Origin of the sequence: Paraflavitalea devenefica, assembly GCF_011759375.1 — a bacterium.
Lineage (GTDB): Bacteria > Bacteroidota > Bacteroidia > Chitinophagales > Chitinophagaceae > Paraflavitalea > Paraflavitalea devenefica.
The window spans coordinates 453,398-479,243 of record NZ_JAARML010000001.1 but is presented as its reverse complement, the minus strand read 5'-3'; the positions used below and the strand labels follow the sequence as shown (position 1 = coordinate 479,243).

Genomic DNA, 25,846 nt, shown 5'->3' with positions numbered 1-25,846 from the left:
TAATGACTACCGTGTACAAAGCCGTTGGATTAAGCTTATTGCTGGCCGCAGGATTAAACAACTATGCGCAGAAAGGCGCCGTAAAAGTGTGGCTGACCGATCCGGCCAGCAACATATTATTTCAGCAACAAACACAACAACCGGCCTTTGCTAAAAAAGCAGCAGGGCAAACTACCATAACCGTAGATGATACCCAAAAATTCCAGGCCATAGATGGTTTCGGATGGGCCTTAACAGGTGGCAGTGCAGGCCACCTGCAGCAAATGAGCCCTGCAGCCCGCACAGCCTTATTGAAGGAACTCTTTACGCCTGTTGGTAATGGCATTGGCGGTAGCTACATACGCCTCAGTATCGGTGCTTCCGACCTCGATGAAAAAGTATTTTCTTACAATGACCTGCCGGAAGGACAAACCGATACTGCCATGGAGCATTTCGACCTTGGCCATGATCGCATAGCAGTAATACCGACGGTAAAAGAAATACTGGCCATTAATCCCAACATCAAAATAATGGGCTCTCCCTGGTCGCCGCCGTTATGGATGAAAACCCACTATGATGCAAGAGGGGGCAGCCTCAAACCCGAATACTACAGTGCCTATGCCAAATACTTTGTAAAATACATCCAGGCCATGAAGGCAGAAGGCATCAGGATAGATGCTATCACCGTGCAGAATGAGCCCCTGCATCCCGGCAATACCCCCAGCCTCTTAATGCTGGCGCCCGATCAGGCTATCTTCGTTAAGAACCACCTGGGCCCCGCTTTCAGGAAAGCAGGTATTGATACAAAGATCATCATCTATGACCACAATGCCGATAAACCCGAATACCCTATCTCCATCCTCGATGACCCACAAGCCAAACAGTACATTGATGGCTCCGCCTTTCACCTCTATGGCGGAAAAATAGAAGCCTTGTCCAAAGTGCATGAAGCGCATCCCGATAAAAACCTCTACTTCACAGAGCAATGGGTAGGCGCACCGGGCAATCTTAAAAAGGACATTGCAGAACACGTGCGTAACCTCATCATAGGCGCTTCGCGCAACTGGAGTAAAACTGTCATTGAATGGAACCTTTCTTCCAATCCACAACTAAAGCCGCATACCGACAGGGGAGGCTGTAATCGTTGTCTCGGTGCAGTGACCATTGACAAGGACAGTGTACAGCGCAACCCCGCTTACTATAGCATTGCCCATGCTGCCAAACAGGTACGCCCCGGTTCAGTGCGTATTGCTTCCAATAGCACCGATAGCCTGCCCAATGTGGCTTTCAGAACACCACAGGGAAAAACAGTGCTTATTGTGCTCAATGATGGTAAAGAGACAGCGGCCTTCAATGTACAACTCAAAAACAAGACATTCTCCGCCACCCTCAATGCCGGCGCCATGGCCACCTACGTGTGGTAGGGTGAGCCACCGTCTGCTTTTGGTTCAAAGCTAAAAGCTAATACCTAACAGCTAACACCTTTTCTTACTTCGCATGAAAAGCGATCATAAAACTAAAATCAGTACGTATAGTGTCCTTGTTATAAATAATAGAAGCACCTGAATGACAACTAAGGCAACTGGAACTGATCAACCGGTACGTTTCCATCGTGCTGTTGCCAAGGACGGCCGGCACATTGGGGGTATTGTTAATGCCGGCATCTCCGATTGTCCATTGACTGCCGATCAACTTATAATTAGCCCATACAGTACCCTGCAACTTATTCTGCCAGGCTTTATTTACCTGCTGGGTCCTGTAATAAATGGGATACAGGCGTTGTGCTTGTGTACCATACACCTTCCTGCTGCCATGCTCTCCGGCAACGGAATCGGCATACCGTTTCGCGTAAGGTTTCACAGAGTCAAACCGGTAATAAGTGCTGTCATCACCCTTTTGAAAAGCTGGCGCCTTGTTGGGCGTTAACCCAATCGTGGCGGCACTATAATAAGACCAGGGGATAGCAGGTTTGGGATGCATCTGAGCCTCCTGTATATTATCTGGTGTATTATCAACATGTTCAAATGTGCTCCAGATCCATGTTTGGAACTTGCTGGTCTTCCTTACTATGTGCATGCCGGTAAGACCTACAATTGCCTTGATCGTAAATGGTTTCCCACTTACACTATGTAGGGAATCAACATAAATCAGGGCTTCGCGGGTATAATACCGGGAAGGGATATCGCCTTTTGCGGTATCCAGGATGCGCCAGGAAGTTTTGAGCTCCATCGAACCTGGCGATGCAGGCCGGTCACCGCCGGGTAATACGCTGGCAGGCAATTTAAAAGCAGTGTCGCCATGTTTCCGGTACAGTGAATCAATACCTTTCCTTGTATTCAGATGATGACTGATAATAAAATCAGCTTCTACCGGGTTTGTCCTTACCTCAAATACAGCAAAATTCAGGTTGCGGTCAATCAAAGGCTTATCATCCGGATCAAAAATATCATCAAAAGCATCGCCCCGTTTGGGCATCTTGCTCAGCATATAAAAGAACTTTTGCTTATGCTGCGCTGCATTTTTGACTTGCAACAGCAGGGGCGACTGTCTGTCAAATACCTCCGCAATATCCGGGTAATATTCCCACACGCGGGGTGCGTCGGGGTGGTCCGCAATACTGTTGCCGATAGGGTTACCGGCGGAGTCGGCCGGCCAGTTCAGGGCTACGAAACTTTGCCAACTGAAAATATCAAAGGCAGGCTGGATATCCGGATCAAGAATGGCTGTATAGCCAGGATTAAAAGCATGGACTACATCATAGGGAAGTTGTGGGCAAGGATTGGTCTTCGTGGTATCCGGACAAAAATGTATCACAATAGGATTGTCCGGCCCATCGTTGCCATCACCAGGTGTCTCGATTTGGTTACAGGCAAATACGACTGCTGCCAGCAGTAATAGGGTGATAAGAAAACTTTTCATATTAGGTTGGTTTATTGGTTAGCGGTAAAAAAGCACATTGCCCGGTTTTTAGTTCCCGGGAAAATCAACTGATCTGCACAATACGGATAAAAAAAGGAGTAGGATTGCTATCTTATTTGGAGAGGGTCTGCTAATCAATAAGGCTTCCTGTATTCACTAGCCGAATATACTTATTTCCGGATTTTTGGAACCAACTATTTAGTAACCGGGGTCTGCTGCATTGTTATTCCCGAAAGCTCGCCAGGGCTTTACTGAACTCCCCTTTTAAAACAGGAAGATCATTTTGAGCTATCTCCCAAACCAGGTGAAAGTTGACTGCAAAATATTCATGGATAGAAATATTCCTGAAACCTCTGATTGGCTTCCAGGCTATTTCTGTATCGCCGGCAAGGTATTTTTCTATTTCTTCAATAGCTTCAAGGATATGAATGATTCTCGTTTTGTCAGTGATCGGTCCTCTCATAAATTAATATCTTATCCTTGTCTATGAAAGGTTGTATATGGCGGGAGATGCCTTCTGTGCTAATAAGATCGACCTTTTTATACAGTAATTCTTCAAGATCCGACTGGTAAGTGAAAAACTTCATGCCTATCGGTGTTGAGTGATCCAGTTCTACCAATAAGTCTATATCACTTTGGGAATCGGCTTCATTACGTGCTCTTGAACCAAACAGAAAGGCTTTCTTTACCGGAATACCGGCAAAGAATTGCTGAAGTAGTAACTGTTCTGTAGGTGACAGGTTCATGCGATAAAGTTAATTGTTTTATGCCTTATTGCCAACCTATACCCATACTATGGGGTTGTAATTGGTTGATATTTAATATGCTATCTGTAACTCCTTAATCCTGTTCTATGTTATAATAATAACTTCTCCCCTATTTTTTCAACGATATGATCAACCCCGCTCCCACACTCAGGCCCAGCAGGTCTTGCTTATACCTGGTTGTTTCCTGTACACTTTGCCGGGAGATCACGTCCAGGGTAGTCTTGGTATAGGTGAAATTCGCTTTATACCAGGAGGCCATCACATCGAGATTCAGATAAAGCCACTTATTCAATTTATAGCCTACTGCCGTAGAGGCGGCGATCGTAAAATGGTCCTTAGCTGGTCTATCCCCGGCTGAATAATAAAGATCCATCCTGTTATTGGTCGCTTTTTCTTTCAGACGAATAGTTTCAAGATCCGTGTAAAATGAAAGAACGCCCAATGATAATTGCGGATAAATAAAAAAACGGTTGGACTCAATCCGGTAAATCACGCCCAGGTAGCCACGGTCAAAATGGCCAGTTACAATATTAAACTTGTTGAGATCGTCAATTGAAGAATGCGTAATATAATAGTCACTTCCGTATTCAGTTTGCATCTGTTGCTGGAACCTTTCATCCCTGGAAGATATCTTGCCGGAAGCATTTGCCTGGAAATGAAACGCCACACCCCAATGCTTGTGAAAAAATAAGGTCAGCGATAAAACCTGCCAGTAAAAGGATTGATCATCATACTTAATCAACTGATCAGTCGCATCCCCCTTGAAAAGCCTGGTCAGGGGAATATTATAACCAGCCGCTGGCTTTAACTGCCATTCTAATACGCGTGTGGAGGGTTTTGTTGAAGGTTTTTGCTGGCCACACAGGTACGAGGCGGGTACACACACCAGGAAAATGAGGATAAATTGGTTGCGCATTAATGTAATTCTATGGTGGAGGTTTCGGTTTCCAGGGTCCGGCCATCCGATAGGGTCAGTTGAACCTTAAATTGATGTTGGCCAGTAAGGACGGGGGCTGTCATGAGCAACAGATCAATCCTGGTGTCCAATTGACTTTCAGCATACAAGGTCACATCCATATACTTTAAATAATCTTCTATAGTCATAAAGTTGTAAACACTGTACACCTTAAAATAGCCGGAGAGATCGGAGCCTGCCGGATGTGTGCCATCAAAATCGTTCAGGGTATACACCTTAATGGAGGTAATACTGTCTTTGGCTAAAAATTGAAGGGCGGGCTCACAGCCGCAGCTATAGGCATAGGCTGATTGAATAAACAAGGACTTCCTTTGCTGGATGCAGGCCAGTTGCTCGCGGATCAACCGGAGCCGGATACCATAGGCTTTTTTAGTAACGGATCCCGACGTGGATACCACTGCCTCAGACCCACTGTTGTCAAGGTGCTCAACAGAAATCGTCTTATTGGTATAACGCCGGATCACCGGCTCCATGCAGTTACAACAGGAAATAACCACTTCAGCAATCAAAGGGAATAATAGGAGAAATATGACTTTTTTCATATGTATGCTTGGGGCTTCTTGCTTATACCATGACTCCAATTGCCCACCTGCTGTTGCTTTTTTGGCTAAACAATTTTATTGCCGCAGCAAAATAAGACCTATTTACGAGGTCGCCACCACTTTCATGGCTGCCATGCTTTGCAAATCAATCGGCTTTCCTTTCATAATCGCCTCCACGCTTACCAAAACAAGATAGGCTGCTTTTGCCGAAGGCACCGGTACCTGTACATTCACCGGTTTCAATGGATGCTTCAGACTGGTCACCGGACCGGTTGCTACCTCTTTCTGGTAACTATGATTGTCAAAATCCGGGAATACTACCACTACCCGCAAGCGATAATCTCCCGGAAAAGGGTCCTGCGGAACAACCGGGTGCGACTTCAGTTGGATAGCGATTGTTAACTTTTTTTTCTCCTGTTTTAATTGTAACTTATTATGATGTTGAAAGCTGCCGGCTATTGGTTCCAGCGGGTGCTTCACGTCGCATTCCAGGTTCCGGAATAAACGTACATCAGGAACCTTTCCGGATGCCGCCGCATGGAAAAAAGTCTTTACCAGCCTCGACCATAAACTGCCATCATGGGGTTCATCACGCAACGCATCAAACAACAGTTTGGCTTGCTTATTGCACGATAATAACAACTGCCTGCTCGCTTCCATTTTCTCATTCAGTACCGCAGGTTTGATAGTACCCCTCTTTAAGCGAACATGGGGTTTATAAGTACGGCTCTTGACAAAAGTTAGTTCACCAATAGTTCCCTTGAACTTGAAGAGAATAGATGTTGACCTGGCCATAATTTTTCAATGAATTGGTTATCAATTATGTTTTACAAATGGAAATACTTCCTCTTATATATACGTGTCCAATACCCGGACAGATTTATACGGATAATATAAAGTCCTTACACAGGCCTTATACAGACTTTATACGGATACTATACAGATATTATACGGACCCTTCTATATCCCTCAAAAAGGGGGCATAAATACCACACGTAACCCTCACAACACCCCACCAGGCACAACGCACCATCCCATCAAAGCAAACGATCAATACTTACCGCTTTTCCGCCTTCCACTGCTGGCGCAAGTATGCGGCCTGGCCACGCGCGCAAGGGTACTTGTGCCCACATTTAACAACTCCTGCTCACCCTTCCCTTGCTTTTCCTCTCAAACAATATTATCTTCACAGTGCAAATCATCACTGCATTCAATTACATTATTCCTAATTCACTCATCCCGATCAACTTCTACATTATTTAATTTATAACTTGTTTCCTGCGCGGTCCCCCACACCGGCCTGAAATTTGTTTTATCTTACTTTCATCCCGATATATGAGTGAAACCATACTGAATAAACTCGAAGCTTCCCGTAAAGAATTGCTGGACCTCGGGCTACGCAATCCATTATTGAATTATAAAATGTCCGCCGGCCGTGGACTGCAGATCGTAAACGAAAGATCACTCGCCGTCTATGATATCCTGGTGCGGCAGGGAAAGTCGATGACCTTCCTCGCCAAAGCATCCGAAGAAGATAATAAGCCCGTCAAAGAAAATGTTAAGAACGGGACACTCAAAGCAATGGCGCTGACTGAGCAGGAAGACCGCAAAAATGGAACGCCTGTAGCAGCAAACACCTTGCTCCAACAGGAAGAAGATATTTCACTTGCTCTTGATGAGAGCATCTTTCCCGACGAAGGTGTTACGCCTGTTCCGGAAGAAAACACGTTGTTTGTCCCCGAAGAAAACAAGGCGCCAGCTCCTGAAGCAGAGGAAACTTTGCCACTGCCCGCTCAGGAAGGGACCTTTACAGATACAAAACTACAGACCAATGAAATGGAGCTCACCCTCCAACACAGGTTATTAAATACCTATTACGATGCCAGAACAAGCATAGAAGAACAAGGTGTAAACATCCTCTATCTTTCACTCGGCATGTTACATTGGTACGAGGCTGGCAATAGCCGGGAACTACACAAAGCGCCGCTCGTACTAATACCCGTGAGCCTTGACCGCTCCAGCGCCCGCGAGCGTTTCCGCTTGCGTTATACCCTGGAGGAAATGGGCGCTAACATCTCCCTCCAGGCAAAAATGAAAGCAGATTTTGGCATCATCATTCCCGATATGCCCGAGCCGGATGACTTTGACATCAATACCTATTTCGATGCAATAGAAACGGCCATTGATAAAGTGCCGCGATGGAAGGTAGAGCCCAATGAGGTAGAACTTGGTTTCTTCTCCTTTGGAAAATTCATGATCTACAATGACCTCGACAACAACAAATGGCCTGCTGATAAAAAGCCTGTTCTGCATCCCATCGTTATTAGCCTTTTTGATAAGGGCTTTGGCCATGAAGGAATAGGTATACCGGAGCATGCACACATTGATGAAGACACCAATGCCCACCAGTTATTCCAGGTAGTAGATGCCGACAGCTCGCAGCTATTGGCCATGCTGGCCGTTAATGAAGGAAAAAACCTGGTCATACAGGGGCCTCCCGGTACGGGCAAATCACAAACCATTACCAACATCATCGCCAATGCCATCGGCCAGGGAAAGAAAGTACTGTTTGTAGCTGAAAAACTGGCGGCCCTGGAAGTAGTAAAGCGGCGACTGGATAACATCAACCTGGGCGAAGCCTGCCTGGAATTGCATAGCCACAAAGCCAATAAAAAAGAACTGCACCAGGAATTACGCCGGGTGCTGGAACTGGGCCGGCCTACCCTGCAGCAATTACAGCAACACGTGTCCCTGCTGGAAAACCATAAAGAAGAGCTCAATGCATACTGCTATGCCATGAATACACCGGTTGGCAACAGCGGGCTTACAGCTCACCAGGTCATCGGCTACCTGTTGAAGATATACGACGATACAAAAGAGGAAGCAGTAGAAAAAATACCGCTGCCGGAGATAGAAAATTGGGATGCCGCCCGTATGACAAGGGCAGAGGCCTTTACAAACCGGGTGCAGGCACGGTTAAAAGAAATTGGGATGCCGGTTAACCTGCTCTTCTGGGGCAGTCGTTTAATGGTATTATTGCCGCATGAACAGGAGCCGCTCCTGCAATCATTTCAGCAGGGGGAAACCGCCGCCAAAGAAATAGAAGAAGCAGGCGCACAGGCTGCCGGCCACATCAATACCACCATCCCGGTCAATCAGGAAGAAACAACCAACCTGGCATCCGTCTTCAAATTACTGTCGCTTAAACCTGCGTTGGAGGGATTGACTATAAAACATGCAGGCTGGTTCCTGAACCAGGTTGATATAGAAGAACTGCTGGAAACAGGCAAACGGCTTACCAGTCTTCGTGAGCAGTACAAAGACATCTTTATCCCCGAAGCCTGGCAGCAGGAAGTGATGGAGATAAGACAAAACCTGCTGGCGCATGGACATAAATGGCACAAATTCCTCATAGGCGCTTACAATAAAAGCAACCAGCAATTGGCGGCATTGTGCAAAACCGCCTTGCCAAAAGACAACAACAGCAAACTGGAATACATTGATGCCATACTCGAAAGCAGGCGACTGGAAACAACCTTACAGGAACACGATGCATTGGCCGCCGAACTGTTTGGCAGGCGTTGGCAAAAACTAAGGTCCGACTGGCCCGCGCTCGAAGCCGTCAACCGTTACCTGCTCATCGTCCACAAACAAATAGCAACGGGTATCTGCCCCAAAGTAGTACTTGATTACCTGGAAAAACACGAAGAACCCGCCGTCGCTAAAAAGTACCATGACCAGCTTATCGCAAAACTGGACCAGCATAAGAACGCCATTCAACAGGTAGTCAAAAAACTGGATCTCGATGAAGCCCGCCGGTTTGGCAACAAAACATTGCTGGAACAATTATTTGCACAACAAATAACCTTGCTGCAGGATTGGCAAAAAGGCATTGTGCAGATACACCAGGCCATCCTGTGGAATAGCCTCGCAGAAACAGGCGCCGCAGAAAACCTGCAACCACTCATCAATACCGCCACACAGTGGCCGCAGGCAAAAGACCTGCTCATGACAGCCATGCAGAAAGCGTGGTATGAATACCTGTTGGAGCAGGTCATCATCGCCAATCCATCCCTTAGAAAATTTGAGCGCGCCAGTCATGAAGAAGTAGTGCGGCAATTCAGGCAAACAGACCGGCTCAACCTCCAATACAATCGTGCCCGTGCAGCCGCCGAACATTGGGAAAACATGCCGCGCCTCGAGGCCGGCGGACAGGTAAATACCTTGCGTACAGAATTCAATAAAAAAGCCCGTCATAAACCTATCCGTAAATTGGTAGAGGAAGCCGGGCTGGCCATACAGGCCATCAAGCCAGTATTCATGATGAGCCCGCTGTCCATTGCCAACTTCCTCGCACCCGGTTCAGTTGAATTTGATATGGTCATATTTGATGAGGCCAGCCAGGTACGGCCGGTGGAAGCGTTGGGCGCTATTCTGCGTGGTAAGCAACTAATAGTAGTGGGTGATACCAAACAATTACCGCCCACCAGCTTCTTCGATTCATTGACCAGCGACATAGATGATGAAGACAACATAACAGCCGATTTGCCAAGCATACTCGGCATGTGCGATGCACAGGGCGCTCCCCAGCGAATGTTGAGGTGGCACTACCGCAGTCGCCATGAATCACTCATCATGCTCTCCAACCATGAGTTTTATGAGAACAAACTCGTCATCTTCCCCAGCCCGGGTTCAAAACACCGGATGGGCCTGGTATTCCATCACCTGAAAGACACGGTCTATGACAGGGGCAAAACAAGGACCAACCCCAAAGAGGCGGAAATAGTAGCAGAGGCAGTATTGGAACATGCCCGTAAATCACCCAAATTGAGTTTAGGCGTAGCCGCTTTCAGCACGGCCCAGCGACAGGCTATTCAGGATGCGCTGGAAGCCAGGAGAAGAAAACATCCCGAACTGGAACCTTTCTTCAATGCACACGCCGATGAGCCCTTCTTTGTAAAGAACCTTGAAAACGTACAGGGTGATGAACGCGATGTGATCTTTATCAGTATAGGATATGGCCGTTCTGCAGATGGCACGGTTAACATGTCATTCGGCCCCCTCAACAATGAAGGGGGCGAGCGCCGGTTGAACGTACTCATCACCCGCGCCAAATTGCGCTGTGAAGTATTCACCAACATCACGGCCGATGATATTGATCTCAACCGCACCCAGGGATACAGCATCCGGGCGCTCAAAAGTTTCCTCCACTTTGCGCAGCATGGAAAACTACACTTGCCGGAAAATATCGACGGCCTGCCGGCCGATAGCCCTTTTGAAGAAATGGTGGCGCATAAATTAGCAGCGCTTGGATATACGGTCAGAAGGCAGGTAGGCTCACGGGGCTATTACCTCGATATGGCCATTGTAGACGAAACCAATCCCGGCAGGTACCTGCTGGGCATTGAGTGTGATGGCGCCGCTTATCATTCCGCCCGTTCAGCACGCGACAGGGACCGGTTGCGTCAACAGGTACTGGAAGCCATCGGATGGCGCATCTACCGCGTGTGGAGTACCGATTGGTTCAGAAATCCCGAACGTGAACTCAACAGGCTGGTAGCCGCCATTGAAAAAGCAAAAGAAGGACAGCACATAGAGGATGATACTTACCAGGAAGAAGAACCCATAGAACCTACAGCTATTGAACGGGAGACCATGACAGAAGAGAATCCCGGCATTCCCGGCTATGAATTGGCAAAAGTTCCCGCCGACATAACTTCCCAGGAAATACACCAGCACTCAGTAGGCAAACTGGCCGTTTGGATCGAAGAGATCGTGAAAGTGGAAAGCCCGGTACACTTCGATGAAGTGGCCCGCAGGATGATCGAGGCAGCCGGTGTAGCCAGGGTAGGAACGCGTATCCGCGATTCCCTCCTCCAGGCCATAAAATATGCGGAAGCCAACAAATGGATCAGGGTCAGTGAAGACTTTCTCTGGCACCGGGAAATGCAGGCGCCCACACTGCGCGACCGGAGTAGCCTGCCTGCTGCTGTTAAAAAGCTGAAATATATTGCTCCCGAAGAGCAGATCATGGCCATTGAAAAAGTAGTGCGGGAATCTATTGCCATTCAGCCCGAAGCCGTTGTGCCTTTTGTAGCCCGCATCTTTGGTTTTGCCCGGGTTACCGAAGAAATGAAGGCCGATATGCTGGGCATGATCGGCAGATGCCTGCAACAGCAAAACATCTACCAGGATGGCGACCTTTTAAAAGCAGCTAATTAAAGTTGGATTAAAGCAAACGTTTGCAAGGCGATTTTAATGGTTGCTAATAGGGTTTAGCACACCAATTGCCCGTTTTTTTAGTTAACTTACGATCATACACTTAAGAGGAAATAGGGATTCCTGACCTCAATCCTGATGTATGATCATAAACGATTGCTTCCGCCGGTTTAAATGGCTGTGGGTAGCCGGTAGCCTCTGTACTGCTATCATCATAGCTGCTATAGCCTGTAACCGTACGCCCGCTGCTGGTGGTGCAACCGGGGCCATCAGCTACAACTTTCACATTCGCCCCATTCTTTCCGATAAATGTTTTGTATGCCATGGCCCCGATGCCAATAAACGGGCCGCCCACCTGCGCCTGGACAATCCCGAATCGGCCTTTGCGCCATTGAAAGAAACAAAAGGCGCCTTTGCCATCATACCCGGCAAACCCGATGAAAGTGAAATGTACAAAAGGATTACTTCTACCGATCCCGCTTACCAGATGCCGTCGTCCGAATCACACCTCGGGTTGTTAAATGAGCAGGAGATCAAACTCATCAGGAAATGGATACAGCAAGGCGCTAAATATGAAAAACATTGGGCCTTCATCCCTCCTGAAAAATCATCCTTACCTGTTATGGACGATAAGGAATGGGTAAAAAATGAACTGGATTACTTCATCCTCTCGGCCATGCAGGCAAAAGGCCTCCGCCCCAACGGAGAAGCCGATAAAGAACGCCTGTTGAAACGCGTAGCCTTTGACCTTACCGGCCTGCCACCCACCCTGCAAATGATGGATGACTTCTTACAGGATCAGAGCGCAAACGCGTATGAAAAAATGGTAGACCGTTTACTGGCAAATGCCGCCTATGGAGAAAAAATGGCCCTGCATTGGCTCGATGTGGCCCGCTATGCAGATTCCTACGGTTACCAGGATGATAACATCCGCACACAATGGGCCTGGCGCGATTGGGTCATACATGCTTTCAATAAGAACCTGCCGTACGATCAGTTCCTCACCTGGCAAATTGCCGGCGATATGTTGCCCAATGCCACCAAAGAGCAGATACTGGCCACCGGCTTCTTCCGCAACCACAAATACACAGAAGAAGGAGGCGTCATTCCCGAAGAATACCGCATTGAATACAACCTCGATAAAACAAAAACCTACGGCAAAGGCATCATGGGCATTACCATAGAATGTGCGCAATGCCATGATCATAAATACGATCCCTTTAGCCAGAAAGATTATTACCAGCTCTTTGCCTTCTTCAACAACAGCCGGGAACTGGGATTTGAGGGTGACATCAGGGAGTCGAAACTTGCTAAGAAACCTGTCCTGCAAATATCACCCGAAGAAAGAGCGCAACTGCTCAACTTCATCAATCACAAAGATACCGGCAGCCTCTACGTATCGGTGATGGGAGAGAGGGATACCCTGCGCAAGACATACATCTTGAAAAGAGGTGTGTACGATGCACCTTCCACAGAAGTACGTGCCGCTGCTGTTACTGCCATCATGCCCTATGATACGCTGCAATACCAGCGCAACAGGCTGGGACTGGCCGCCTGGACGGTGAACAGGAACAACCCGCTCACCGCCCGTGTATTTGTAAACCAGTTATGGCAGGAGTTCTTTGGAAAGGGCATTGTAAAAACTACCGGCGATTTCGGCATGCAGGGTGAACTGCCTTCCCATCCGGCCCTGCTCGATTGGCTGTCTGTTGATTTCATGGAGCACAACTGGGATATCAAACGATTGGTAAAGCAAATGGTCATGAGTGCCACCTACAGACAATCCACCAAAGTAACGAAGGACAAACTCAGCATAGATCCGGAGAATATCTACTATGCCCGTGGACCCCGTAACAGGCTGCCCGCAGAATTTATAAGAGACATGGTACTGGCCAGCAGCGGCCTGCTGGTGAAAACCATCGGAGGGCCCAGCGTAAAACCTTACCAGCCCAAAGGGTTGTGGGAAGCAGCTACTTCCGGCCGGGGAGTACTGGCTACTTACCAGCAGGACCACGGACAACTACTATACCGCCGCGGTATGTACACCTTTATCAAACTAACGGTGCCGCCTCCCTCCATGTTAATGTTTGATGCCAGTAACCGGGATCAGTGCGAAGTAAAAAGATTAAAGACCAATACCCCCTTGCAGGCACTCATCATGATGAACGATCCCACTACCCTCGAAGCTTCCCGGGTATTGGCGCAGGAACTGGAAGCACAATCAAGCACCGTAAAAGATAAAATAGCAATAGCCTTCCGCCGGATCATTTGCAGGAAAGCATCCGATAAAGAACTGCAGGTATTGCAATCCTATTATGAGGAACAGGTGAAACTGTTCACCCAAAAACAACTGGATGCTGCCAAAACATTAAAGGCAGGTGAATATCCCGGCAATGATAAATTGGATGTTAATACATGGGCTGCACTCATGAAAACGGTGAATACCATTTATAACCTGGAGGAAGCGATCTCCAAATCATAGGAGAAAGACTGGTAAGTCGCCTCCTGTATAAATAATGCTGTATGAAAAAAGAAATGCTGGAACATGGACTCACCTACAACCGTCGCAGGTTCCTGTCCAGGTTGAGCCTGGGTGTAGGTAGTGTGGCATTGGGTTCCTTACTAATACCCGACCTTTTCAGTAAAGATCCGGAAGAAGCCATCATAGCCGGTCTTCCGCGTTTTGCTCCCAAAGCAAAACGTATTATCTACCTTTTTCAGAATGGCGCGCCGTCGCAATTAGACCTCTTTGATTACAAGCCCCTGCTGCAGAAAATGCATGGGCAGGACCTCCCGGCAAGCATACGCATGGGACAACGCCTCACGGGCATGACAAGCGAGCAGGCACACTTTCCGCTGGCGGGTACCTTATTTAAGTTTGGCGAGTATGGTCGGGCAAGAGCGCAGATCAGTGAACTATTACCGTATACCGCAGGCGTGGTGGATGATCTCTGTATCATCAAAACATTATATACAGAAGCCATCAATCACGACCCCGCACTCACCTTTTTCCAAACAGGCGCGCAGGTAGGTAACAGGCCCAGCATGGGCGCCTGGTTAAGCTATGGACTGGGCAGTGAGAACAAAAACCTGCCGGCCTTCTGTGTGCTCTTATCCAAAGGAAAAGGGAATGGGCAGGGCGTCTATGGAAAACTATGGACCAATGGTTTCCTCGATTCTGTGCACCAGGGTGTACAATTCAGCAGCGGGGAAAACCCGGTACTATACCTCAACAATCCCGATGCGATTGATAAAACCGACCGGCGCCGGATGCTGGATAAAGTAGCGGAGCTGAATGAATCATCCTATGAAGAATTTGGCGATCCTGAAATAAAGACCAAGATACAGCAGTATGAAATGGCCTACCGCATGCAGACGGCCGTGCCGGAGATCACCGACATGAGCAAGGAGCCCGAGTCCATCATCAAACTATATGGTCCCGATTGCCTGGTGCCCGGCACCTATGCAGCCAACTGCCTGCTGGCCCGCAAGCTCAGTGAAAGTGGTGTCCGGTTTGTACAACTATACCACCAGGGATGGGATGCACACGATAACCTGCCCGGGCAGATAAAAGGCCAATGCCAGGATGTAGACCAGGCCAGTGCTGCGCTGATTACCGATCTCAAACAACGTGGACTATTGGAGGAGACCCTCATCATCTGGGGTGGTGAATTTGGCCGCACCAACTATTGCCAGGGCGCGCTCACCAGAGACAACTATGGAAGGGATCACCATCCCCGTTGCTTCACCGTATGGATGGCAGGTGGTGGTGTCAAGCCCGGTGTATATGGCGAAACAGATGAGTTTGGCTACAACATTGCCAAAAATCCAGTGCACGTGCATGATTTCCATGCCACCCTGCTGCACCTCATGGGCTTAGACCATGAGCAGCTTATTTTCAAACACCTGGGCCGCCGTTACCGCCTCACCGATGTCGCCGGCAACGTGGTCAAAGATCTTATCGCATAAGAAGACACCCTTAATTCTCCGCAGTAGCATGAAACTAAAAAAAGCAATCGCCGTATCCCTCTTACCACTAAACGTACTGCTGTTATTCTTTCTATGCTTCAGTAGTAAAATAGTGGTGCCGGCCTGGTTGCAGGTATCCGGGCGAATGCATCCCCTGCTGCTGCATTTTCCCATCGTATTGATCCTGTTATATGCCGGGTGGGTCTTGCTTGCGGCCCGCGAAATAAAAAGTGCTCCCTGGTACACAAATATTGCAGAAGGGTTACTCATTGCAGCTTCTTTTACAGCCGCTATTACTGCTTTAACAGGATTCCTGTTATCCAAAGAACAGGGTTATGAAGAAGGAACGGTAGATTGGCATAAGTGGCTGGGCGCTGCGCTTTCTTTCGGACTGTTTGCACTATACACGGTCCGGGAAAAAATACGTTCCCCTTTCCTCTTCAACACTTCCATACTGGTAATAATAGGTGTGCTGCTGCTGGCTGCTCACCTGGGGGCCACCATTACCCATGGCGAAAACTTTGTGCTGGCGCCCGTTACTCCCGATAAACAAAAAGAGCTGCCGCCACTGGAAGAAGCAGTCGTATATGCACACCTCATCGAGCCCATTCTGGAAGCCAAATGCATGAACTGTCACAACAGCAGCAAATCCAAAGGTGAGCTCATCATGACCACCAAAGAAAGCCTGCTGAAAGGAGGAAAAAACGGGAAGCTCTGGGATACCACACAGGCGGAGGGGCTGTTGTTACAACGCATCCATTTACCCGAAGAAGCCAAAAAGCACATGCCCCCGATAGGAAAACCCCAGCTTACTCCTTTTGAAATGAAACTCCTGGAAATATGGATCAGGGGAGGCGCTGTATTCGACAAAAGGGTCATAGAACTGCCCGATGGCGATACCCTGAAAACGCTGGCCGCCACCATGCTCAAAACGGCCGAAGAAGAGACCTATGATTTTGAGGCGCCGGAGGATCGTCAGGTGCAACAATTAAGCAACAACAACCGTGTCATTACGCCACTGGCGATAGGTTCGCCTGCATTGGCGGTGAGCTTTTACAACCGTGCTTTCTACCATGCAAAAGAGCTCGAAGCATTGCGTCCGCTGGAAACACAGATCGTATCCCTGAACCTCGACAACATGCCGGTGAAAGATGAAGACCTGGCCATCATAGCCCGGTTTAAGAACCTCAGGAAGCTCAACCTCAACTTTACGGCCATCACCGGCAATACATTGGCCGGGTTAAAAAAACTGCAGCAACTAAAAAGCCTGTCTCTGTCGGGTACACCCGTAAAAGCAGAACAATTAAAGTCCTTACAGTCCCTTCCAAACCTGAAAACGGTATACGTATGGAATACGGCTATTACCGATCAGCAGGCAAGTCAGTTGCGGCAGGCGCATGCGGCTATCTACTATCATACCGGCTTTAAAGATACCGTCACCTTAAAGATCTCACCCCCGGTCATTGAAAACGAAGAACAGGTAATCACCAAACCTGTTCCCTTAAAACTGAAACATTACATCAGGGGAGCTGAAATACGGTATACACTGGATGGAAAAGATCCCGACAGTCTTAGCTCTCCGGTATACAACCAGGAACTACTGCTGCAGGAAACAGGTGTGGTAAAAGCCAAAGCATTCAAGCCCGGCTGGATAGGGAGCGAGGTGGTGCAACAGCATTTTTACCGGTCTACCTGGAAGGCCGACAGTGCCATCCTCTTGCCCGACCCCGATCCTAAATACAAGGCCAGCGGCGGCAATACCCTCATTGACCTGGTAAAGAGCAATCCTGATTATGGCAATGGAAAATGGATCGGCTTTCACGGCCAGCAGGTAACGGCCACCATGCTGTTTAACAATCCTGCCCATGTAAGCAGCATCACCATCAGCATGATCAAATCGGTGAATGAGCACATCTTTCCGCCGGCCTCCATCCAGGTGTGGGGTGGCCGGGACAAGGATCATCTGTCATTGCTGCAAACCATCCATCCGCCTCCACCGGCTAATGATGACCGTGCCAGGGAAAATGTTACGTTCGACAGCCGCTTTGCAGTGCAGGAAATAGGCTGTATCAAACTTGTGCTCAAACCTATTCCCAACGTTTTCCCCTGGCTCAAAGACAAGAACGCCAAAAGCTGGCTGTTCATAGATGAAGTCTTCATAAACTAAAAAGCAGGCCATAAGTGGCCCGCCTTTCATGCTATATTCTAACGATCGAAGCAGAAGGAAATCGAAGCAAACGGCTCATAGCTCGCAGCTCAAAGCTCGCTGCTACCTCGACGCTGTCTTCCCACTTCCATCCACCACAATGGCAGCCAGTACCTGACCCTTGGGAAGTTCTTTGGAAGAATAATACAGTTGCAGCTTACCTCCCTTATTCTTTTGCAGGTCCAGGATATCCCCTACTTTACAATTCATGCTGGATTTCTTATTGCTGGCATCGCCGAAATGCCATTCTTTCAGGGTCTTATTATTTTCATCTTTAATGGCTATACTTCTCCCTTTTCCTGGTTGGCCGCAATGGCTGTAATAAATGCTGAGCTGGTCATTATAATTGGCCTTGCCCAGTTCAAAACTTTTAACCCCTCCTTTCATATGTACATGTTGTTCAAACACCAGTTTGTTGTTCAGGTAAATGCTAAAGCTATCGCCACCACGATAAGAAGAAAAAGAAAATAACGTGGCGCATACGGCCAGCAGGGCCAGCGTTTTAGCCCAAAGGCGGTTACTGTTAATGAATTTCATAAAAGCTATTTTTTATAGTGAATAATTACATTACACCACAAAACAATAGCATATCCCGCCCCTGAAATAATTACTTTGACGAACCAGTCAATAACCTTGACGATATGCACCGCTCTGCGAGGCTTGCAGCCTCGCACCCCTATTACAGGGCCTCTGGCCCTATCGAAGCAAACGCCCTACGCTGGTGCAAGTATGCAGCCCGGCCCTGTGTCTGGCGTACTTGTGCCACTCACAACTCACATTTCTTCCGTACTTTAGCCCCTTATTAAACCCAGTCTTTTTATGAAACTTGTTGGTTCCCTGTTAACCCTTTTCCTGCTGCTGACCACCACCCTTACAGCCCAGAAAAAGTACCTGACCCCCGACGATTATGGCAAATGGCAAAGCCTGAGCTATGCCGACATATCGCCCAATGGCGAGTGGATCGCTTACATTGTAGCCTCCCAGGAGGAAAACGACACCCTGTATGTAAAAAACCGGCTTACCAATAAGCAATACAAGCTGGAATTTGCTACCAACTTCGAGCTGTCCAAAGACAACCAATGGATTGCCTGGCAGATCGGGGTATCCTATAAAGAAGCCGAAAAACTGCGCGACCAGAAACTGCCCATCCGTTATAAAATGGGTTTGCTCAACCTGGCTACCGGCAAAAAAGAGATCATACAGGATATCAGCTCATTTCGTTTTTCCCGCAATGGCAAGCTCCTCGCCGTTAGCCTGGAGCCGCCCAAGGAAAACAAAGACAAAGGTGCTGTACTCTTATTGAAAAAGCTGGCCGATAGCAGCACCCGGATCATTGGCAACGCAACCACTTATGCCTTCAATAAAAAAGGCGACTACCTCGCTTACATTGTGGAGTCGGCAAATATTGCCGGTAATTCTGTAGAGCTATTCAACCTGGATAACTACTCCCTCAAGGTCATTGCCAGCGATACCTGCAAATTCTCCAAGCTCACCTGGCAGAAAGAAGGAGAGGGACTGGCATTCTACAAGAGCTTCAAAAAAGAAGGTTATGAAGAAGAAAATGCCATGGTATATGCTTATGTCAACATCTATAAAGCGCCGGCACTGAAAACCTTTGATGGTACAAAATACAAAGGCTTCCCGGATAGCATGCGCATCAACAATGCTTCCAATCTTGTACTCAGCGATGACATGAATGCCGCTTTCTTTGGTATCAAAAGCTGGACTGCCAAGCCAAAGAAAGAAGATAAAAAAGCCGATAGCAGCAAAACAAAAACGGATACCGCTAAAAAAGCCGATTCCACAAAGAACGTAGCTGCCGCACCGCCGAAGAAAGAGGATAAAATGGCGGCAGTAGATATCTGGCATTGGAAAGATACAGAGATACAGCCCCGCCAGAAGATCACTTACATGCAGGACAAGGAATTAAGCTATCAGTCAGTATGGAACCTTGATAACAATACCTTCTTCCAATTGGCGCAGGAGGAAACTCCTTACGCCGCTTTCAGCGATAACAGGAAATGGGCCGTTACCTACACCAATACAAAATACAGACCGGCCTTTAAAGAGGACTCTGCTGATTTCTACCTCGTGAATGCCAGGACCGGTGAGAAGAAGCTCTTGTTTGAAAAAATGCTGTCAGGCTTTTATACAGGCCCGCAACCTTCTCCCGAAGGGAAATACCTGGTATACTTCAAAGACAAAAACTGGTGGAGCTATAACACAGCTACTGGTCAGTCCGTGAACCTGACGGAAAAAACAGGCGCTACCTTCTGGAATACCCGCGATGATCATCCGGCTACCAAACCACCCTTTGGTTTTGGCGGATGGCTCAAAGGCGATAAAGAACTGCTGGTATATGATGAATACAATGTATGGGCGCTGAATCCCGATGGTAAAGCTGCCCGCAAACTGACGGACGGTGAAAAAGAAGAGATCCAGTACCGCGTGTACAGGCTCGACTTTGAAGATCCCTTTATTGACGATACCAAACCCATTTACTTGTCGGCTTATGGAGATAAGACCAAGAAGTTTGGCTTCTCCAGGCTGGAAAAGAACAAGCTCACTAAACTGCTGTTTGAAGATGCTTACCTGAGCAGGCTCGTCAAGGCAAAAGATGCCAACGTGTTCACTTACTCAAAACAGGATTACCATATTTCTCCTGAGCTGTATACGACAGAGAACTTCGGTGATAGTAAACAGGTAGTGGCTACCAACCTGCAGCAACAAAACTATTACTGGGGCAAAAGCGAGCTGGTGAGCTTCACCAACAAGAAAGGCAAGCCAATGCAGGGAGCCCTGTTCTATCCGGCCAACTACGAGCCGGGTAAACAATATCCCATGATCGTGTACATCTATGAAATTTTATCCAATACGGTGCACATGTACGCTTCGCCATCTGTACGCAGTGCCTACAATACGAGCAACTATACCACCAATGGCTACTTTGTGTTCCGCCCCGATATCGTGTATGACATCAATGAGCCCGGCACCAGCGCCGTGGATTGTGTGGTGCCTGCAGTAGAGCAGGTATTGAAAACCGGTATGATCGATAAGAACAAGATCGGTTTGATGGGACATAGCTGGGGCGCTTACCAAACGTCTTTCATCATTACACAAACCAACCTCTTTAAAGCAGCCTGCGCCGGGGCGCCGCTGACCGATCTCATCAGCATGTCCATGTCTATCTACTGGAACTCCGGTATCCCCGACCAGAAGATATTTGAGATCAGCCAGGGGCGTTTTGATGGCCCCTGGTATGACCGTATGGATGCGCACATACGTAACTCGCCCATGTTCAACGCCGATAAGATCAAAACACCCTTACTGGTGGCTTTTGGCGATAAGGATGGTGCGGTAGACTGGCACCAGGGTATTGAAATGTATGGCACCATGCGCCGCATGGAAAAAGAACACGTGATGCTGGTATATGCCGATGAAAACCATGGCCTGGCCAAAAAAGAGAACCAGATCGATTACCAGAAGCGCCAGCGGGAATGGTTCGATCACTTCCTGCTGGGTAAACCAGCCCCTTCCTGGATCAAAGAAGGCACCAGCTATCAGGATAAAATGAAAGCCCTGGAAAAAGAGACCAAAACACCTTAAATAAGATAGTGTAGCAGTAATGAAGAAAGTTATAGTTACGGCCAAAGTGCACAGTTACCTCGTGGAACAATTGCAGTTGAAAGGATTTGCGGTAGAGTACCTCCCGCAGATCACCTATGAGGAATTATTACAACAGGTAGGAGAAGCTGCCGGCCTCATCGTTACCACCCGGTTGAAAATAGATAAGCCTATGCTCGACAGGGCGGAGAAGCTACAGTGGATCGGCCGGTTGGGCAGTGGCATGGAGCTGATTGATGTGCCCTATGCCGAAAGCAAAGGCATCACCTGCGTAAGCAGCCCGGAAGGTAACCGCAATGCAGTAGCCGAGCAGGCGCTGGGCATGTTGCTGAGCCTCATGAACAAAATGAACAGCAGCATGCAGGAAATACGGGAAGGTAAATGGGTCCGTGACGCTAACCGTGGCACCGAGCTCACCGGTAAAACAGTGGGCATCATTGGCTTTGGCAATACCGGCAGCGCTTTTGCCAAAGTGCTCGCTTCCTTTGATGTTACCATCCTGGCTCATGACAAATACAAATTCGGCTTTGCCAAAGGGTTGATCAAAGAGGCCAATGCCAGCCAGGTGGCGCGGTATGCTGATGTGATCAGTATGCACCTGCCTTTAACCGATGAAACCTATCATTATGCCAATGATGATTTCTTCGAAGCCCTGGAACGGACTCCTTACTTTATCAATACCTCCCGGGGTAAAGTGCACCATACTGCTGCACTCATCAGGGCATTGAAAAATGGTAAGATCGCGGGAGCGGCCCTGGATGTACTGGAGAATGAAAAGCTACCTGCCTATACAGAGGAGGAAAAACAACAGCTCGACTGGCTGCTGGCCCAGCCCAATGTGTTAATAACTCCCCATATTGCCGGCTATAGCCATGAAGCCTTTTATAAAATGGCTAAAGTGGTATTGGACAAGCTGGGGGTTTGATAAATGTGTATACGCTACACTAAATAAGGCTGAATAATAACGCCTTATGCAGGAGGGGCTGCCAGGTGAAGCCAGTTGCCGTTAGGAACAATATTCCGGGCAGTATTGAATACTATTTCGAAATAAGTCATACTTTTGCTTTAGTACACAATCATGCAACGCTTCAGCGGGATACCTGAGGCGTTGTTCTTTTTTTCTGTTTACGGAAGCCCCCAGGCGCTTCCAGGTTAAAAAAAGGAGGTTTTTATGAGCAGTGTTTTGTATGTAAGTAAAGAAACACTTGAGCAAATGAGAGAAGAATTATTACGTATGCGCACGGTAGACAGACCCGCTGCTGCCCGGGCCATTGCTGAAGCACGCGAAAAAGGCGACTTAAAGGAAAATGCAGAGTATGATGCTGCCAAGGAAGCACAGGGCATTCTCGAAGCAAAGATCAAAAAGCTGGAAGGTGACCTGGCCAGCGCCCGTATACTGGAAGCTGATAACGTAGATACCAGTAAAGTATCTATCCTCACCAAGGTCACGCTCAAGAACCTGACTACCAAAAAGGAGCTCACCTACCAGATCGTTTCAGAAAAAGAAGCCGATCTTAAGCTGGGTAAAATATCCATCACCTCGCCCATTGGCAAAGGATTGCTGGGTAAAACAGTGGGGGAAGTAGCCGAAGTGCAGGTCCCCGCGGGAGTGGTCAAATTCAAGATAGAAAACATCACCGTATAGATTGACAACCCCGCCAACCGGCGGGGTTTTTTGTTAGCTTTGAGGGATGAAAGGGCTGTCTTTCATACGACTTAAATCCACATTGCTTAATCTCATTTCCAAAATCAGGGGTGGTATGACCATTTTTTCAAAGATCATTGCCGGAGAAATACCTTCTTATAAAATTGCAGAAAACGATAAATTCTTTGCTTTTCTCGACATCTTTCCGCTGGTGGAAGGCCATGTGCTGGTAGTACCGAAAGTGGAGGTAGATAAGTTTTTTGACATGCCCGATCAATACCTGGCTGAGATACTCACCTTTGCCCGGCCCATTGCGCATGCCATTGAAAGCGTTTTCCCCTGCAACCGTTGTGGTATCTCTGTAGTAGGGCTGGAAGTTCCTCATGCGCACCTGCACCTCATACCCATTAACAGCGCCGATGACCTCAACTTTACCCGGGGCAAACTAAAACTGTCCCCCGACCAGCTAAAAGCCATACAGCAAAAGATCGTATCAAAACTCTGACATCCTACTTCGTCTTCACTCTTCCCGGATTGGCCTTAACGAAAGCCTCCCATCCCTTCACCTTATTGCCTGCATCTGTCTTTATCATCCGCTCCTGGTAATGGTGGCATACGGCTACGGCCAGTGCGTCGGAAATATCATGGTGGGCAATCACCGTATCCTGTAAGGGGAGGATCCTTTGCAGCATCTTCCATACCTGGTCCTTATCGGCATTACCGTTACCGGTAATGGATTGCTTTACCTTCTTCGGCGAGTACTCATATACGGTTAAACCTGCTCCCATAGCCGCAGCAATCGCCACGCCCTGGGCCCGCCCCAGCTTCAGCATACTTTGTACGTTCTTTCCGAAAAAGGGCGCCTCAATGGCAAAATATTGCGGTTTAAAGGTCACGATCAGCTCCGTGATCTTCTGGTGGATCAACTGCAACCGTTCATAATGGTCTTTCTTACTGCTCAATCGCAGTACATCCATCTCTAATACCGTGATCTGGCGGGTAGAGGCGGCAATAATACTGTACCCCATCATCAGGGTGCCGGGGTCAATACCAAGAATTATTTTTGGCGAGTGTTGCAAGGAGTGGGTCAATTCAGTTTATTTTGTACCTCATTTAGTTATAGCCACTGAACAAAAATATCAAAATAATCCTCAACTATGTGATCGGCCCGTTGGTGTTCTGCCTCCTGGCGGGGTCCATTTACCATCAATTGCAACGCCAGCCCAATTGGAAGGGATCATTTTTGCACATTCAGCAGGCTTTTACCGGACCAGGAATATGGAAATTATGGCTTGCAGTGATCTTAATGCTGGTAAACTGGGGCATTGAAGCCCGCAAATGGCAGGTGGTCATCCGGCGGATACAGCCTATTTCCCTGGTACAGTCGCTAAAAGCCATCTTTACCGGTACTACCATGGCTTTCTTTACACCCAACCGCATCGGGGAATATGTAGGCCGCATACTGTACATCGAAGAAAATAAGCGTATCCAGGCTATTTCACTCACCATTGTGTGCAGTATTGCGCAGTTGCTGGTGACCCTTTTTGCCGGATTGGGAGGATTGCTATACATGAAAGGGGTAATTGCCCAAAAACAGCCGGGCGATGGGTCCCTGGTATTCTGGATCAATACCCTCCTGTACATTACCGCAGCGGGTGCGCTCGTTTTAACATTATTTTATTTTCGATTAGCGTGGCTGGTGAGGTGGATCGAAAAAATACCAAAGATCGAGCGGTTTGTACGGCATATCCGTGTTTTAGATTCCTTTAACGCAACTATCCTGCTGCGCATCTTGTCTTTATCTGTAGCCCGGTATTTCGTATTCATCGGGCAATACTATTTGCTCTTTGCGGTTTTTGATGTATCCTTAACCCCCGGACAGGTATTGGCCTCCATAGGGGTGGTCTTCCTGGTGCTGGCCGTGGTACCCACCATCGCGGTCATTACCGAACTGGGTGTACGTTGGAAGGCCAGCATTGAAGTGGTACAGTTTTTTAGTACCAATACATGGGGGGTATTAGCCACTTCGTTGTCTGTATGGATTATCAATTTGGTAATACCTGCATTGATAGGGAGTTTGCTAATTTTAGGAATCCGTATCTTCAGGAACAAATAAAAGCGCAGGAATTCAGGCAGTATTGATTTTGATACATTATTAAGAATAAGATTGTTACATGAAACTCTACCGACCTTTGGCTTTCTTTCTGCTCGTGGTGATCAGTTTCCCGCTCCGGGCAGGTAACGGTTCAGGCGATGGCTTTTGCGACATCCGTAACACTGCTTACCAGGCCAGCGAAATATTGACCTATAAAGTCTTTTATACCGTTATAGGCGCTTATTTCGGGGCGGGTGAAGCCACCTTCAGGTCTAACATTGAAAACCTCAACAATAAGCCGGTATACCACATAACAGGAGAGGGTAAAACCTATAGTTTTTATGATGGGGTCTTCAAAGTGCGGGATAAATATGAAACCTATATCGATACGGCTACCTTCCAGCCTTACCGTTTTATACGCAACGTAAACGAAGGCAGCTATAAGAAATACGAGACCGTTACCTTCAATAAAACCACCAATACGGCCATTACCAATGATGGTGTGTTCAAAACGCCGGAATGTGTGCAGGATGTATTAAGCGCCATCTATTATGCACGCAACATTGACTTCAGCAAATACAAGCCCAACGATAAGATCACCTTCTCTTTATTCCTCGATAAAGAAGTCTTTGAAATGTACATCCGTTACCTGGGCAAGGAAACAGTCAAGACCAAATACGGAAAATTCAGGGCCATCAAATTCAAGCCCCTGCTCATCAAGGGCACCATCTTTGAAGGAGGTGAGAAAATGACCGTATGGGTAAGTGATGACAAAAACCACGTACCACTGCGGGTGGAAAGCCCCATCTCTGTAGGTAGTGTGAAAGTAGACCTCATCAGCCAGCGCAATCTTCGCCACGACTTTACATCACTGATCGAGTTACGGTAAAAGATTTTCAGACTTC

General features: G+C 47.8%; 19 protein-coding genes. 11 read left to right on the top strand and 8 right to left on the bottom strand.

Annotated elements, in window-relative coordinates; genetic code table 11:
• Nucleotides 1-2 precede the first annotated feature (2 nt).
• A complete protein-coding gene (locus HB364_RS01825) occupies nt 3-1,403 on the top strand; it encodes a glycoside hydrolase family 30 protein (protein WP_167286191.1) in 1,401 nt (466 codons plus the stop codon).
• A 64-nt stretch (nt 1,404-1,467) separates the two neighbouring features.
• Here the strand turns inward: HB364_RS01825 and HB364_RS01820 are convergent, their stop codons facing one another.
• The 6 genes from HB364_RS01820 to HB364_RS01795 all read right to left on the bottom strand — a co-directional run bounded on the left by HB364_RS01820 (nt 1,468) and on the right by HB364_RS01795 (nt 5,978).
• The gene (locus HB364_RS01820; RefSeq protein ID WP_167286190.1) at nt 1,468-2,898 is read right to left on the bottom strand and encodes a hypothetical protein; all 1,431 of its coding nucleotides are present in this window, start codon (nt 2,896-2,898) and stop codon (nt 1,468-1,470) included.
• 223 nt (nt 2,899-3,121) lie between these two features.
• Nucleotides 3,122-3,361, bottom strand: a complete 240-nt coding sequence (locus HB364_RS01815; RefSeq protein ID WP_167286189.1) for a HepT-like ribonuclease domain-containing protein — start codon at nt 3,359-3,361, stop codon at nt 3,122-3,124.
• Nucleotides 3,342-3,644, bottom strand: a complete 303-nt coding sequence (locus HB364_RS01810; protein ID WP_167286188.1) for a nucleotidyltransferase family protein — start codon at nt 3,642-3,644, stop codon at nt 3,342-3,344. Before HB364_RS01810 ends, HB364_RS01815 begins: the two co-directional genes overlap by 20 nt.
• 130 nt (nt 3,645-3,774) lie before the next feature.
• Nucleotides 3,775-4,581: a hypothetical protein gene (locus HB364_RS01805; RefSeq protein WP_167286187.1), complete on the bottom strand. Its 807-nt coding sequence runs from the start codon at nt 4,579-4,581 to the stop codon at nt 3,775-3,777.
• On the bottom strand, nt 4,581-5,183 hold the full coding sequence (locus HB364_RS01800; protein ID WP_167286186.1) for a DUF5034 domain-containing protein: 603 nt from the start codon (nt 5,181-5,183) through the stop codon (nt 4,581-4,583). Before HB364_RS01800 ends, HB364_RS01805 begins: the two co-directional genes overlap by 1 nt.
• Before the next feature lie 102 nt (nt 5,184-5,285).
• Nucleotides 5,286-5,978: a hypothetical protein gene (locus tag HB364_RS01795; protein ID WP_167286185.1), complete on the bottom strand. Its 693-nt coding sequence runs from the start codon at nt 5,976-5,978 to the stop codon at nt 5,286-5,288.
• A 540-nt stretch (nt 5,979-6,518) separates the two neighbouring features.
• Here HB364_RS01795 and HB364_RS01790 point away from each other — a divergent pair.
• The 4 genes from HB364_RS01790 (at nt 6,519) to HB364_RS01775 (ending at nt 17,538) form a co-directional block, all read left to right on the top strand.
• Nucleotides 6,519-11,405: a DUF3320 domain-containing protein gene (locus HB364_RS01790; protein WP_167286184.1), complete on the top strand. Its 4,887-nt coding sequence runs from the start codon at nt 6,519-6,521 to the stop codon at nt 11,403-11,405.
• Between the two features lie 139 nt (nt 11,406-11,544).
• Nucleotides 11,545-13,884, top strand: a complete 2,340-nt coding sequence (locus tag HB364_RS01785; protein ID WP_167286183.1) for a PSD1 and planctomycete cytochrome C domain-containing protein — start codon at nt 11,545-11,547, stop codon at nt 13,882-13,884.
• Between the two features lie 41 nt (nt 13,885-13,925).
• Nucleotides 13,926-15,371, top strand: coding sequence for a DUF1501 domain-containing protein (locus HB364_RS01780; protein ID WP_167286182.1), 1,446 nt, complete (start codon nt 13,926-13,928; stop codon nt 15,369-15,371).
• 28 nt (nt 15,372-15,399) lie between these two features.
• On the top strand, nt 15,400-17,538 hold the full coding sequence (locus HB364_RS01775) for an FN3 associated domain-containing protein (RefSeq protein WP_167286181.1): 2,139 nt from the start codon (nt 15,400-15,402) through the stop codon (nt 17,536-17,538).
• A gap of 102 nt (nt 17,539-17,640) precedes the next feature.
• Here the strand turns inward: HB364_RS01775 and HB364_RS01770 are convergent, their stop codons facing one another.
• The gene (locus HB364_RS01770) at nt 17,641-18,114 is read right to left on the bottom strand and encodes a hypothetical protein (protein WP_167286180.1); all 474 of its coding nucleotides are present in this window, start codon (nt 18,112-18,114) and stop codon (nt 17,641-17,643) included.
• 282 nt (nt 18,115-18,396) lie between these two features.
• Here HB364_RS01770 and HB364_RS01765 point away from each other — a divergent pair, with 282 nt between their 5' ends.
• From HB364_RS01765 to HB364_RS01750, 4 genes are all read left to right on the top strand, one after another.
• Nucleotides 18,397-21,183: a S9 family peptidase gene (locus HB364_RS01765; protein ID WP_167286179.1), complete on the top strand. Its 2,787-nt coding sequence runs from the start codon at nt 18,397-18,399 to the stop codon at nt 21,181-21,183.
• Between the two features lie 19 nt (nt 21,184-21,202).
• On the top strand, nt 21,203-22,126 hold the full coding sequence (locus tag HB364_RS01760) for an NAD(P)-dependent oxidoreductase (RefSeq protein ID WP_167286178.1): 924 nt from the start codon (nt 21,203-21,205) through the stop codon (nt 22,124-22,126).
• 246 nt (nt 22,127-22,372) lie between these two features.
• Entirely contained in the window at nt 22,373-22,846 is a 474-nt protein-coding gene (gene greA, locus HB364_RS01755) for a transcription elongation factor GreA (RefSeq protein WP_167286177.1), read from the top strand.
• 115 nt (nt 22,847-22,961) lie between these two features.
• Nucleotides 22,962-23,351: an HIT family protein gene (locus HB364_RS01750; protein WP_167286176.1), complete on the top strand. Its 390-nt coding sequence runs from the start codon at nt 22,962-22,964 to the stop codon at nt 23,349-23,351.
• A 4-nt stretch (nt 23,352-23,355) separates the two neighbouring features.
• Here HB364_RS01750 and ruvC read toward each other — a convergent pair whose 3' ends face one another.
• Nucleotides 23,356-23,925 carry a crossover junction endodeoxyribonuclease RuvC gene (gene ruvC, locus HB364_RS01745; protein ID WP_167286175.1) on the bottom strand — a complete coding sequence of 190 codons (570 nt, stop codon included), beginning with the start codon at nt 23,923-23,925 and terminating at the stop codon, nt 23,356-23,358.
• 80 nt (nt 23,926-24,005) lie between these two features.
• On the opposite strand from ruvC, the gene HB364_RS01740 reads away from it, so the two are divergent.
• Both HB364_RS01740 and HB364_RS01735 read left to right on the top strand, forming a co-directional pair.
• On the top strand, nt 24,006-24,962 hold the full coding sequence (locus HB364_RS01740; protein WP_167286174.1) for a lysylphosphatidylglycerol synthase domain-containing protein: 957 nt from the start codon (nt 24,006-24,008) through the stop codon (nt 24,960-24,962).
• A gap of 58 nt (nt 24,963-25,020) precedes the next feature.
• The gene (locus HB364_RS01735) at nt 25,021-25,830 is read left to right on the top strand and encodes a DUF3108 domain-containing protein (RefSeq protein WP_167286173.1); all 810 of its coding nucleotides are present in this window, start codon (nt 25,021-25,023) and stop codon (nt 25,828-25,830) included.
• Nucleotides 25,831-25,846 lie beyond the last annotated feature (16 nt).

What these genes read in the sequence shown, in the direction of transcription:
- HB364_RS01735 (WP_167286173.1), top strand. Translation starts at nt 25,021, where the DNA reads ATGAAACTCTACCGACCTTTGGCTTTCTTTCTGCTCGTGGTGATCAGT.
- HB364_RS01775 (WP_167286181.1), top strand. Translation starts at nt 15,400, where the DNA reads ATGAAACTAAAAAAAGCAATCGCCGTATCCCTCTTACCACTAAACGTA.
- HB364_RS01805 (WP_167286187.1), bottom strand. Translation starts at nt 4,581, where the DNA reads ATGCGCAACCAATTTATCCTCATTTTCCTGGTGTGTGTACCCGCCTCG.
- HB364_RS01815 (WP_167286189.1), bottom strand. Translation starts at nt 3,361, where the DNA reads ATGAGAGGACCGATCACTGACAAAACGAGAATCATTCATATCCTTGAA.
- HB364_RS01770 (WP_167286180.1), bottom strand. Translation starts at nt 18,114, where the DNA reads ATGAAATTCATTAACAGTAACCGCCTTTGGGCTAAAACGCTGGCCCTG.
- HB364_RS01810 (WP_167286188.1), bottom strand. Translation starts at nt 3,644, where the DNA reads ATGAACCTGTCACCTACAGAACAGTTACTACTTCAGCAATTCTTTGCC.
- HB364_RS01765 (WP_167286179.1), top strand. Translation starts at nt 18,397, where the DNA reads ATGAAACTTGTTGGTTCCCTGTTAACCCTTTTCCTGCTGCTGACCACC.
- HB364_RS01825 (WP_167286191.1), top strand. Translation starts at nt 3, where the DNA reads ATGACTACCGTGTACAAAGCCGTTGGATTAAGCTTATTGCTGGCCGCA.
- HB364_RS01800 (WP_167286186.1), bottom strand. Translation starts at nt 5,183, where the DNA reads ATGAAAAAAGTCATATTTCTCCTATTATTCCCTTTGATTGCTGAAGTG.
- HB364_RS01760 (WP_167286178.1), top strand. Translation starts at nt 21,203, where the DNA reads ATGAAGAAAGTTATAGTTACGGCCAAAGTGCACAGTTACCTCGTGGAA.
- HB364_RS01780 (WP_167286182.1), top strand. Translation starts at nt 13,926, where the DNA reads ATGAAAAAAGAAATGCTGGAACATGGACTCACCTACAACCGTCGCAGG.
- HB364_RS01785 (WP_167286183.1), top strand. Translation starts at nt 11,545, where the DNA reads ATGATCATAAACGATTGCTTCCGCCGGTTTAAATGGCTGTGGGTAGCC.
- HB364_RS01750 (WP_167286176.1), top strand. Translation starts at nt 22,962, where the DNA reads ATGACCATTTTTTCAAAGATCATTGCCGGAGAAATACCTTCTTATAAA.
- greA (WP_167286177.1), top strand. Translation starts at nt 22,373, where the DNA reads ATGAGCAGTGTTTTGTATGTAAGTAAAGAAACACTTGAGCAAATGAGA.
- HB364_RS01795 (WP_167286185.1), bottom strand. Translation starts at nt 5,978, where the DNA reads ATGGCCAGGTCAACATCTATTCTCTTCAAGTTCAAGGGAACTATTGGT.
- HB364_RS01790 (WP_167286184.1), top strand. Translation starts at nt 6,519, where the DNA reads ATGAGTGAAACCATACTGAATAAACTCGAAGCTTCCCGTAAAGAATTG.
- HB364_RS01820 (WP_167286190.1), bottom strand. Translation starts at nt 2,898, where the DNA reads ATGAAAAGTTTTCTTATCACCCTATTACTGCTGGCAGCAGTCGTATTT.